Origin of the sequence: Cognatitamlana onchidii (genome assembly GCF_004804355.1) — a bacterium.
In the GTDB taxonomy this organism is placed as follows: domain Bacteria; phylum Bacteroidota; class Bacteroidia; order Flavobacteriales; family Flavobacteriaceae; genus Cognatitamlana; species Cognatitamlana onchidii.
The window spans coordinates 385,779-398,466 of the sequence record NZ_SRWZ01000002.1 but is presented as its reverse complement, the minus strand read 5'-3'; the positions used below and the strand labels follow the sequence as shown (position 1 = coordinate 398,466).

Below are 12,688 nucleotides of genomic sequence, written 5' to 3'. Positions count from 1 at the left end.
TTTATAACTTAATGATCTTCTTGGTAAAAGAAAACAGATTGTCACCGCTACTAATAAAATAAATACCGCTTTTTAAATCAGAAATATTAATTGTCTGGCTTTTGGTATCTGTTTCTATGGTTTTTACTATAGCACCATGAATATTGGAAATAACAAGCTTTGATTTCACTGGTAAATTATCAACATTAATAACATCCTTAGTTGGGTTTGGATATACTTTAACCTCTTTAAACCTGTTCGAAGCAGTTGATAAAGATCCATCATAACACGTAGATTCCGGGTTATTTAAATTCCGTGACACAGCATCTGAAACATCACTTCTTTTTAACACCATTTTATCAATAAATAAATATGATGATCTTGCATCTACGGTAATGGTATATTCTTTTGCTTCTTCAAAAACAACCCATACTTTATGAGAATCATGGTCGTTGGTATTTGTTACAAACCCCCAAGTTAACCTATTTCCAAAGGCCTTTATAAAATTTTGAGTAGAACTACCTGCAGCACAGGTTAAATTAGGATCGCTATTACATAAAGGCTTGGGGTATACCTTATTTCCACTTTTGATGCCATAAAAATCCTCTCCATCTATTTTTAACCAAGCATCGTTGTGCTCTCCTTTCTTATCACCGAACCCGACTCTCATACGCCATTCAAATTTATAGGTCCCTGGGTTGTTTATTTTTATATTATAAACTATAGGCGCACCAGAAAGCGCATTAAAAGATTGAGGTCCATCCCAATATATATAAGTAATAGCGGTTCCTGGTAAATCAGGATCTGGATCCTCAATTCCAGTTTTCCAGTCTGAATTTGCTGGTAAAATACCAGATTCCATTTCGATAGTTAGCAAACCATCTTTTTCTTCAAAAGGAAGTGTACCGTCACAAACTGCCGTCTGGGCAAAAGTGCCAAGTGACAGTGTTAAAAGACCGAGTAAGGTAAATGTAATATTTTTTTTCATATCTGTTTTTTTAGTTTAAAATTTAGTATTATGAAACCATATATCATCAAAAAACATGGCTGTTTTCTAAGTCACTTCAAATATAACCAAGCGTTTTAGGTATCTTATCCTGAACTGTCATGTTTGTAATGACTAATGCAGTTTACTAACGAGGCAAACACCACCTCCCTTTTATGGTTGATACTCTATGCGAATATTGACAAACTTGTATAAAAAATGTAATGTTATACATCATACTCTGGCAGCCACTTTACAACCGTTTCTTCTCGTATTGCTTTGTTCGCCATATGTACAGAAATAGCACTCTGATAGCCATCCTTTAAACCTAAAAACAAAGGTTCTTCTCCTTTTATAGCCTTAGCAAAATTCTTATAAAGATGCCATGTCACATTAAAGTTATCGTTATCTGTTGGGTAAATTAAATCGTCACTATTTTTGGTATATATCTCTCGCTTGTTATCATTCCCAATAATTTTAACGGACGCACCAGATACGCTGTCAACACTATCCTTCCATTTTTCATCAACCTTTTTTCCTTCAGGAATAATTTCTGCCTTATTCATTCCATGACAAATAATTGTTGCCTTGTCTCCGTAAATTTTCATTTGATACCCCTCATAACTATTATTCAAAATAGAGTGAAAACCTACTTTTACGCCATTAGGATAGTCGAATAAGGTATGAACATTGTCACATGTTTCTCGGCCATCTTTCCAGTAATCTATACCGCCAGTACCAACTACTTTTAAAGGATGTGCATTCAATAAATTATCTACCATATTCAAAAGGTGCGACCCTAATTCTGCCATTAAACCACCTGAATACGCCTTATACATACGCCAATTAATTTGGCGCTCCAGTTCTGGAGTGGGTACTTTTCTGCGCCAATTACTATGCCTGTCCCAGGAACAATCAATACGCGTTATAGTTCCACAATGGCCAGCATCAATAATACTCTTTATGGAATTAAACACTGGATGCAGCTGATACTGATAAGATACCTGAAAAATTTTATCACTTTGATCACCTCGCCTCTTAATCGCTTTACATTGATCAATATTATATGCCAAGGTTTTTTCGCACATAATATGTTTTCCAGCATCGAAAGCCGCCATTACTATTCTGAAGTGCTCATGTAATGGCGCTGCTATTATAACGGCATCAATGTCTTTCAATGCCAAAAGACTTTCAAAGTCTGAAAACGTATCAACGCTATTAGTAATATATTGCTTAGCAGTGTCCATTTGAAATTCCAAAGTATCGCACAAGGCAATTACCTTTATTTCTGGAACAAAATCTAAGGCTTTCAAAATACCCTTGCCTCGATTCCCTAATCCAATAACGCCTACTTTAATACGCTCTTGGTCTGGCACTTGTTTTAATACAAACTCCTCTTTATTCTTACATGCTACCAACCCTAATCCTATGGCGGTTGCAGTAAGCGAGCTTAGTTTAATGAAGTCTCTCCTTGATGTCATTATTCTATTTTAATATTATAACGACGGTTCCCAACCTTCTGCATACTCTCTACTCCAAAGCTTCATGGCATCCTTATCTAACATCTTACCAGTTTTAGAATCAACTTTAAAACCTTTATCAATGCGGTACGCTACGTTGCCGTAATGCACCAATGCCATACTAATTGAAGCATCATCTATTGGAGCCATTAAAGGTGCCTTATCTCTAATGGCACTAAAAAAGTTTTCAACGTGAAGCGTAGAAATACCACCACCGCCACCTAAAGCTAGGCCACCTTCTTTGCTGGCATTCTCTACAGTTTCAACAAGCTCTCCTTTTCTGTCATATAAACGGTATACCCCGCGATCTACAAACACCGTACCTTCACTACCATAAATAATAGTACCGCGGCCCGCACCATACGTAGAATATCCATTGCGACTTTTACCGTCCCAAACAATACTTGTATTGTTATCAAACTCAAACTTCGCATTCATCGTATCATACATTTCCCAACCATCATTTACAAATGCTGTCTTTGTTCCATCGACCTCAACATAATTAGGAAAATCGACACCAAGAGCCCACCGGGCAACATCGAGTTCATGGGTAGCATTATTACCTAACTCGGCGGTACCATAGTTCCAGCCATACCAATGCCAATTATAATTCCAAGTTTCTGAGGTATATTCGCGCCTCACAGCAGGGCCTTGAAATAATTCCCAATCTAGTCCCTGAGGAACGGGAGCATTTTTTTGCAAAGGCACCTCTCCTCTTCTATTATTGTAGAAAGCCAAAGCTTTGTAGGGTGTTCCTATTATGCCGTCGTGTATCTTTTGAATTATTTCAACGGTATGCGCAGCTGAACGTTGTTGGTTTCCCATTTGGACAACACGATCGTATTTTTTTTGTGCCGCAACTAACAATTCATTTTCAGCCATATTATGACTACAAGGCTTCTCAACATAAACATGTTTCCCTTCTTTTAATGCCATAATAGACCCTGGCGCATGCCAATGGTCTGGTGTTATATTAAAAAAAGCATCTACGTTTTTATCCTCTAAAACTTTACGAATGTCATTTTCTAGTTTTGGTTTATAATCTAACATGGAAGCTACTTTGGCAGCTGCTTTTTCACGTTGTTTTTCCATGACATCACAGAGATAAACGAGCTCCACATTATTTTTTTTAACAGCAATTGGTGTATACATAGCTCCAACACGTCGGCCTAAACCTGCAATAGCGACATTAATTCTATCATTTGCGCCTATTATTTTGTTATAACTTTGAGCAGACATAGAAAGTCCACCAATCATTAACCCTGCAGAACCTGCTGCAGTTTTCTTTATAAAACTTCTTCGAGATGTCGCCATATTATAATTCTTTAATCTTTATATTTTTATAAAACACTTGGTCTCCGTGATCTTGCAAAAGAATATTACCTGCTTCTGCTTCACCAAAATTGGGCCAATCTTTGTATTTGCTTGCCGCTATCTGATCGCGCCATTGCTGACCACTACGATTGTATTTCACTACTAAAATGTCATTTAGATAATGCTCAACATCTGCTCTATTGACTACAATTCTTGCACGATTCCAAATGTATTTACCCTCGTGTCTACTGACGAGTTTTTTATTATAAGGTAAATCGGGATTAAATTTTTGAGCATTCGCTGTGATGATATCGTATAGTGACGCTAAAGTTCGATTGCCATCCTTCCCTCTTTTAGCGTCTGGATGCCGTTTATCATCCAATATTTGAAACTCACATCCAATGGATGACCCCTTACCTTTATTGAGTTCTGTATCTACAAAATACTTGATGCCGCTATTTGCACCTTCAGTCAACAGGAAATCCACTTGCAACTCAAAGCTTGAGTACTCTTTAATAGTTACAATATCTCCACCATTTTCAGACTCTTCTCCTCCTGCGTCCGCCACTATTAGCATGCCGTCTTCTATAGACCAACCTTCTTCGGGGAAAGCATCCAGTTTGGCTCCTCTCCAACCTTCTGTTGTCTTTCCATCCCAAAGCAATTTCCAACCTTCCGCAATTTCTCTTTCGGAAAGCTGATTGGTGAGGTAGCTATTTTGAACAATGGGTGTTTCAATCACCTTTCGGTTCTGCTCTAAATTCGTTGTGCATATTTTGATATTCTTGAATTTTACCTGCCTGCCCTCAATCTCCTTCTTCTTTCCTATGGAATGCACCTGTAACCCGATAAATCCAGAGTCATCAACATCATCAACTAAGTCTGCAGTTTGTACTCCATTGACCCAAACTCTGAGATTGTTTCCGATTGCTTCGATTCGAAACGTATTCCATTCGTTAAGTTTGAATGCATTCTTTGCTTCTGGATTTCGCTCAAGATTGTACAACCATTTTCTTCTGGCCTCATCATAAATACCACCTGTCCATTTACGCTTGGACGGATCCATTTCCATTTGATAACCATGCACCCTACCATTCATGTATTCAGGTGTACTTTGGGCTCTAAACATCACACCAGAATTCGCATCATCTTCAAGATAGCTTTCAAACGTGAGGATAAAATCTGAATATGAGTCTTTGGTACAAAGAAACGTATTGGGTGTATTTCCTACATAGGTTCCCACAATGACGCCATCCTCTACTGTAAAAGGTGCCGTCCCATTTTTTATTTCCCAACCATCTAAATTTTTGCCATTAAAAAGCGACACAAAATCACTCTTTTCACTTTGACAAGAATAAAAAACAGTTAACAAAATTAAGCTCATAAAAAAAGTTTTCATCTATTTAAATATATTTAGTTATTCTAATTTATTTCTAATTTTAGCTTATAACAACCTATTACTTCTACAACTATTAAGGTCTTCTTTCTAATTTACATCTATAACTAGACGACGATAATCTACTAATGGTACGATACTGTTATCATCCCAAACTTCTAATATAACATGTAACGCTTTACCTTCCGCATCATCTGGAATTTTTATTTTTATTTTATTCTGTGATGCATCCGCTATTGGAAACGCCTTGCTGTATGGTCTATTTCCGGCTTCTGCGTAAATAAACCAGTTGAATCTCAAACTATCATTGTCTGGGTCTGTAGACTTTGAAGCATCAAAACTCAAAGTTTCGCCTATTTTACTTTTTAGAAAAATAATAGCATCACTTTGGTCACCATCGATAACCGCCTTAGGATAATGGTTTGCTTGTTCAAAATGCTTTACACACCAATCCATTCGCGCTTTAAAGTCATTCCACATGGCTTGTCGCCATCTGAAGATACCTGTATTTTTATCGGCGTATTGTTTGCCTGTTTCAGGATCTGTCCACATGTCTTTGGCATCAGTATACATCGCCCAAGGCTTAAATTGTGATTCCTCTTTGGCAACAAAATCGAATCGTGCTGGAATATTCTCTACTTTTTCAAGGGTATACCTTCCACTCCAGCCTCCCCAGGTTTGCTTAGTTGGGTCCGTAAGTCCTGCGGACACAAAACGCATCCAAGGAATGGTTCCGCCACCTTCAATAAAATTGGGCAACGCTTCGGTGAAATAGGCATTTTCGTTAATATAAGCTCTCACGGGATACAATTCACCTAGTGGCCCGTGCCCTGTCCTTACATGCACATTCGCCCAATCGTCTTGTCCTTTAGCTGTGTAATCGAAAGGTTTCCAATGATGAGGTCCTAAATCGTGTGCCCATGGCCCTCCATAGGCTTTGGTTTGGTAAATACTTCTAATCCAATGAATCTCTGGAAACTCCCTACAGGTCCAAGCGCCTAGTGTACTTTGTCCAGCATTTTCAAAGATGTAAAGCTTCTTTATAACTGATTCTAATTCAGCTTCACTATGGGTTGATCTGTAGTCTAAAAGTGCTTGGGCTATGGTTCCAGCACCTCCATTACAAATGATATGAATGGGTCTATTATCGTCCTTATCTAAGGCTTCAATTATCAAATTAGAACCTTCCGTACTTTTTCCTTCTCCAATACCTATACGCCTGTTGTCAGGTTGCCCAACCACCACAATACTTCTTAAATACTCTGGGTCATGCCATCCTTTGGCATGTAGCTTTAAATTGGGTAATACCTTTTCATAGGCATCTATAAGCTCAAGAAACAATTCAGGTTTTAAGGTTTGATATTCCGGATTCGGATGATTTAAACCTCGAAACGGACTAGAAACCGCTATAAGACCTTCTAAATCAAAGGTGTTTGAACATATGAGCATGTGTAACATTTGCTGAACCTCATCCGGTTCATTACCCATATCAGCTAGAATAATGACTCTAGACTTGTCAATGTTTTTAAATTCCATTTCAGGAGCACATCCAAAAAAGGAAATGATAAAAACGATTAGTAATATGAGTTTAAATGATTTCATTAACAATATATCAATTTCAATAGTTTAGGACTGGCTCAAAACACTCCAACATTATAAAATTGTAGAGTTAAGATTTTGAATAAACAATGTTATAATCTCCTGACCCTAAAATCACATTCGAATTATCTTCAACCTTTAAACCATATTCACTTTGTGCATCAGAGAACGATTTTCCATTAATCACTAATGATTCTAATTCTTCTTGACTTAAAACTAATTTAGCTTTTGTATTAAATGGCACTTTAAGATTCATTTTGAACGTATTGTTTTCAACTTCCCAGGCATTCTGTATAGTTCCATAAGGCGTTGGCACTTCTACTGTTGTACTTGTTAGTTGAGATGGAAATTGAGGATTAACAACAAACGCTTTAAAACCAGTTTTTTCAGTAGATGTTTGAATGCCACCTAAACTCTCATAAAAATACGTAGCAAAACCGGTGTGCATAGGATGATTTAAGGAATTGGTTGGACCTTCCATGTCTTCCCAAACAAATTGGCGTTCTGGCCATGTGGTAAAACCAGAATTCATAACGTAAGTCTGACTTGGAAATTCTGGCGTTGTTAAAATATCATAAGCCAAATCTGTTTTTCCGTATTTAGACAATACCGTATAAATATATCTGTTGCCATGAATTCCTGTAGAATGATGCCCTCCTTTAACTTCAACTATATCATGTACCAATCCATTTACCACAGTTTCAATATCATTCTCTGGGACGATTCCAAATTGTAAGGCCTGAACTGTTGCGGTCTGACTTTGATACCATTTGTGATTTGTGCCCGGGATTTCAACTAAGAACTCCTTATTAAACGCAGTTTTCAAGGCTTCTTTCTCTTGCTTAATTCTTGCTTCATACTCTGCATCGTTGTTCATTTTAGCAAATCGCTCCATAATACCCAAAACATCATAAAAATAGGCGTTTGCCGAAATGATTGGGTCACATTCCATAGCACTTGGATTTTTACGTCTGTCCCAAAGTGGCGGACACCAATCGCCCATACCATCTTGCATAATGCCATTTTCACCTTTAAAGTTTAGATAGAAATCGGTTAAGCCTTTCATGGCGTCGTAATATTCTTTTACGATTTCGTCATCACCATAAAACTTGTAATTGTACCAAGGCAAATACATGGTTGCTACACCCCAATCTATTTTTGCATAGGTAGACGTTCGCTTTCCTGGAGCAATCATAGTAGGCACTTGAAACTTAAACTCTGGGTTATTATGTCCCTTTGTTGGTCGCATTTGTGTACGGATATCTTCCATATACTTTTTATAGAAATCGTACATATCGTAATTATACAAGGCGTACTCACAAAATGCGTGTGCATCACCTAACCAACCGCATTTTTCGCGATGCGGACAATCTTCGGGGATACCGTGAATATTATCAGCTATCGTCCATTTACTAATGCTATGCATTTTATTAAACAGTTCATCGGATGATGTAAAACTGCCTTTTTCTTGAATATCTGTAGCTACTAAAACCGCCTTTATCATGTTAGCATCTGGTTTTGTTGAAACCCCTTTTACTTTAGCAAATCTAAAACCGTGATAACTAAATTTTGGTTCCCAAGACTCCAAACCATCCCCTTTACAAATGTACTCGTACAGTTGAGGCATACCATTAGCGCCTCCACCGGTAGAACCTGGGTAGATATCGCTTCCATTGGTTAATAACGCTTCTGTGGTAATAACTTCAATAAGCTGTCCTTCTTTTTCCTTTACATTCAACTTAATCCAACCCGCAATGTTTTGACCAAAATCTACAATCCATTCTCCATCTGCACCTTTAAATACCTTTTGAGGTTCAAGCTCTTGTAACTTTTTTATCGGTGGAATTTGCTGTGCACTAATCTTTTTAATTTTTGGTAAAGCTTCTTTAGCTTGCCCCCAATTTGAATCGTTGTAACCGACATTTGCCCAATCACCAATTTCAAAACGAGCATCATAGGTATCCCCGCCATAAATGTTATTAAACACAATTGGCCCTGTAGATTCTTTCCAAGATGCATTTGTAACAAAATCAGCTTTTGAACCATCGGTATATTTTAACTTCACCAAACAAAGTACGGTTGGAGGTCCATAAGCCAAATCTCTATCGGATTCAGGGTCCCGTTTCCAAGAAATATTTTGACCGTAAAAGCCATTGCCTAGGTTAATTCCGAAGGCGTTTTTACCTGATTTTAAATTGTCTGTAATATCATAATTGACATAATAGGCCTGCTTATCGTAATTTGATGGTGCAGGGTCCAACACATGGTCACCCACCTTTTCACCATTTAAATACAATTCGTAATAGCCTAAACCACAGATATAAACCTGAGCATTTTCAATATCTTTTTCAATTTCTAGTTCCTTTCTGAAATAGCTCGCAGGAAAACCATCGACTGGTTCCGGTTTATCCATTTTTCCGGTCTTATAATCCCTAAATCGGTATTCAGAGGTTCTCTTATCTTCATTTAGGGTAATCCATTTGGCTTCTCCCCAATTACTCTCATTCATCAACCCCATTTGAAAAGTTTGCACATCAGACCACGAAGAAGCGGTACCAGCTTCATCCCAAATCTTTACTTTCCAAACATAAGATTTTAAAGCTTCCAAAGTTTCGCCTTCAAACTTAACATATGTAGATTGAGAGCTATTCACTTTTGAAGAATTCCAAATATCAGCATCATTTTCGTTTAATTTATCCTGAGCAGATGCTACCAAAATTTGATATCCCGATTGCGACTTATTGAATCCTTCTGCATTAACAACCCATGAAAAAAGAGGTTGTTCACTTTCAATAGTTTTTGGACTTTCTTTTGAATTAAGGGTTAGTTTTTCAAAAGATATTGGCGCTCTTGGTGTTGAAACTTGATTACAAGCCACACAAAAGATAGCCAAAAACAGTAGTGATAATAGTGTTTGTTTTTTGTTCATTTTAAAGTTCTTAATTAAACCGAAAGTATAAGTTTTACAAGCAGTTGAAGGTATTTTTTTTGTATAACAACCTCATCCTGTACTCTCATGCATTACACCAACTAATACTTGAGTAATTTTATTGGGCCTTGTATTCCTATTGAAACCAAATCTTTATAACGTCTTGTCCATACATTTGTATTGGGATTGTTTATTGATTTACAGTAATTAGCTAACACGGTTGTATAATGGATTTCTATAGTATTCTCCCTTTCATTTAAATAGTCAGCAACTGGATATATGGCATTACCATACCAATGTGTTCCAACTTTTTTACCATTAACATAAACCGTTGTTACACCACCATTTACCTCCCCTAAATCAATATGGGTATATTGCCCATTATTCTTAAAATTTGCTTTATAAATCAGTTCTCCACCAAAAGATGTTTGGGTACTATCTGATGATTGGCTAAAATCAACCAATTCAGTCATATTCCATGTGAATGTTTTATCATCAATTCTTTTTCCATTCACTTCCCAATTGGTATCAATAACCTTAGAATGACTTACTATCTTGAATTTTTCTTTCGGAACTTCCATGGGTTTTTCGTCTTCAAAAACTATTAATAAAGACTCCAACGGGGCTAAAACTATCTTTAATTCATTTGAATTAGTATTATAATGATATGGTGTTCGCTCTCCTGTTTCAGGGTTCCATACATAAGGATACTTTCCTATTACAGAAAAATTTGCTTCGAAACTAGTGGTTTCAAACCTATGTATATTTGTAAAGAAATATATATCTTTTTCGGGTGTGTATTGGTGAATTTGATACACATTTTTTGTTGGATTACTAATAGAGACATCTGGTTTTACCCCAGTTTCATTTAGCATGTTTTGGGTCCATAAGAATAGTGCATTTAAAGATTCTGGTCTATCAAGTTCAATTATGGCTTCTGGATTATTATTGACCAATTTTCCCATTGCGTTTTCTACCAAAACATCATTTTCCTGATAATTGGTGTAGTGTAGTGATTTTGTTGGCAATTCATCAATAGCTACTACTTTTCCTCCAGATTCAACAAAAGCTTTAATCTTTAAAGCCGATTCTGGACTGATAGATTTTAAACTTGCTAACACCAAGAGCTTATAGTTCATATTGCCATACGAAATAAGCCCATCTTTAATTGTAGCATCTTCCAGCACATTTTGGTTTATATATTCACAAGAATACCCCAACTGACTAATCGGCTCCCACAGCTTGTATAGATATTTTGGTTCCATATGAAATGGTTCTCTGGCTAAACCTTTATCTCCCCATAAATCGGCTGTTGGACCTAAAATAGCAATAGATTTATCGGCTTGAGAATTTTGAAAGACAGATGATAATCTGGCATTATATTCAACCCATAAATGTAAATGTTTCCACCACGTATTTTGTTCACTAAAGTAAGCCCCATAGCGAATCCATCCTGGAAACGGTTCTGATGCTGGCGAATAATTATAACCGTGTAAAATGGAATGGTTAATACCTGTGATAAAGTTCATGTCGTCATGTTGTTTTATCTCTTCTAAAGTGGTCTTAAACACACCATTGGTATTCGTCATAGTTTCACAACTGGTTATTTTTTTGCCAGTTAAATGCGCTCCAGACGACGCGTACATATTCCAAATCATATAACCATGGCTTTGCTTCCATTGCCAAAGAGAGTCTTTCATTTCTGCAGAATAAATCCAGTTGTTACTTTCAGGAATATCTGGTATCATATACCCATCTAACATGCCCATTAAAAATGGGGTACCGTAAGCTTGATACCTACATAATACGTCATTCTCTTCACAAAAATCTTTGTAGGTTTGAGTGAAATTTTTCAAAAACACTTCTACCAATAATTTGTTGTAATCATAGCGAACACGCTTTAACGCATCTTTAAAGTCTTCTGAAAACTCCTCGGAAAATCTATCAACGGAATAATTACCTTGGGCTGAATAAAAAACAAAAGGCATCCACTTATCTAATTTATAACCATAAGTTTCGAAAAAGACCGTATTGAAATTGTCAGTCCAATTGGCCCCAGATACCTCAATACTATCACAAAATATTGCTCTTATTAATTGGCTTAAAGGAATTCCCGATCGTTCTGAAATCCTCTTCAAACGGGACAAATAGGCTCGTGTCATTTCCTTTTTGTAGTGATCCATTACTGGCCCTGCTCCGCCTGGGGCTCCTAAAGTAACATCTCTAAAATTTTGCTGAATAAGCTCATAACTTAAGTAAAAATTTTCCCCTGCGTTTATAGTATAAATAAGCTCTCCATTGGCATTAACATGCGGTTTTAAATCGATAATTTGATCTACACTAGAACAATTCTTTGGAACCAAGGAGATACTGGCTAATTTATATTTAGTTCTTTTACTTAAATGCCTTTGTGTTCTAGTTTGCTTGGACTTAGATTTAAAACTCTCGATAAGGGTCGCTTCATCTAAAGAAATAGTTTCGCCACTCTTATAGGGTATTTTATCGGTTACAATACGCTGGCAGGTTTCTTCGTTTGTTAAAAACTCACCTCCAAATGGCCAACCAGTCCCCGCAATCATATCGGTTATCATGCCTAAATCTTTTGCCTTTTTTGAGGCATGCACCACCATATCAATCCATGCGTCACTCATCCAAACTAAAGATTCTGCGCTTTTATTAAAAGCAACGGGCATTGCTATTGGGTTGATTTCTACACCACCAAAACCTGCTTTTTTAAGAGATTCAAGTTGTCTATCAAGCTCTTCTGATTTCACCTTGTTACCATTCCACCACCAACGCACAAAAGGTCGTGCTTCTGGAAGTGGATTTTGGAATTTGCCAAATAAATCTTCACTAGATTTGTTTTGACTTTCACGATGACAACTGCTTAAAGAAAAAATAGTTAATATTAAAATGAACAAACGAGTTCCCTTAAAGTACACAGATGAAGCTGTTACGTATGTCAT

General features: G+C 36.9%; 7 protein-coding genes. All 7 read right to left on the bottom strand.

The window, feature by feature from the left end:
• Nucleotide 1 precedes the first annotated feature (1 nt).
• Nucleotides 2–967 carry a T9SS type A sorting domain-containing protein gene (locus tag E5D58_RS05215; RefSeq protein ID WP_136480785.1) on the bottom strand — a complete coding sequence of 322 codons (966 nt, stop codon included), beginning with the start codon at nt 965–967 and terminating at the stop codon, nt 2–4.
• Nucleotides 968–1,191: 224 nt separating this feature from the next.
• Nucleotides 1,192–2,445, bottom strand: coding sequence for a Gfo/Idh/MocA family protein (locus E5D58_RS05210; protein ID WP_136480784.1), 1,254 nt, complete (start codon nt 2,443–2,445; stop codon nt 1,192–1,194).
• Nucleotides 2,446–2,460: 15 nt separating this feature from the next.
• On the bottom strand, nt 2,461–3,798 hold the full coding sequence (locus E5D58_RS05205; protein WP_136480783.1) for a Gfo/Idh/MocA family protein: 1,338 nt from the start codon (nt 3,796–3,798) through the stop codon (nt 2,461–2,463).
• 1 nt (nt 3,799) lies between these two features.
• Nucleotides 3,800–5,182: a 3-keto-disaccharide hydrolase gene (locus E5D58_RS05200; RefSeq protein ID WP_235835846.1), complete on the bottom strand. Its 1,383-nt coding sequence runs from the start codon at nt 5,180–5,182 to the stop codon at nt 3,800–3,802.
• A gap of 102 nt (nt 5,183–5,284) precedes the next feature.
• Nucleotides 5,285–6,796, bottom strand: coding sequence for a nucleoside hydrolase-like domain-containing protein (locus tag E5D58_RS05195; protein ID WP_136480781.1), 1,512 nt, complete (start codon nt 6,794–6,796; stop codon nt 5,285–5,287).
• Between the two features lie 67 nt (nt 6,797–6,863).
• The gene (locus E5D58_RS05190) at nt 6,864–9,722 is read right to left on the bottom strand and encodes an alpha-L-rhamnosidase (RefSeq protein WP_136480780.1); all 2,859 of its coding nucleotides are present in this window, start codon (nt 9,720–9,722) and stop codon (nt 6,864–6,866) included.
• A 101-nt stretch (nt 9,723–9,823) separates the two neighbouring features.
• Nucleotides 9,824–12,688 (bottom strand): glycosyl hydrolase, encoded by a 2,865-nt coding sequence (locus tag E5D58_RS05185; protein ID WP_136480779.1) that lies wholly within the window; start codon nt 12,686–12,688, stop codon nt 9,824–9,826.

Bases quoted from the DNA above. Each gene is read 5' to 3' on its own strand.
- E5D58_RS05215 (WP_136480785.1), bottom strand. From the start codon at position 967: ATGAAAAAAAATATTACATTTACCTTACTCGGTCTTTTAACACTGTCA.
- E5D58_RS05210 (WP_136480784.1), bottom strand. From the start codon at position 2,445: ATGACATCAAGGAGAGACTTCATTAAACTAAGCTCGCTTACTGCAACC.
- E5D58_RS05205 (WP_136480783.1), bottom strand. From the start codon at position 3,798: ATGGCGACATCTCGAAGAAGTTTTATAAAGAAAACTGCAGCAGGTTCT.
- E5D58_RS05200 (WP_235835846.1), bottom strand. From the start codon at position 5,182: ATGAGCTTAATTTTGTTAACTGTTTTTTATTCTTGTCAAAGTGAAAAG.
- E5D58_RS05195 (WP_136480781.1), bottom strand. From the start codon at position 6,796: ATGAAATCATTTAAACTCATATTACTAATCGTTTTTATCATTTCCTTT.
- E5D58_RS05190 (WP_136480780.1), bottom strand. From the start codon at position 9,722: ATGAACAAAAAACAAACACTATTATCACTACTGTTTTTGGCTATCTTT.
- E5D58_RS05185 (WP_136480779.1), bottom strand. From the start codon at position 12,688: ATGACATACGTAACAGCTTCATCTGTGTACTTTAAGGGAACTCGTTTG.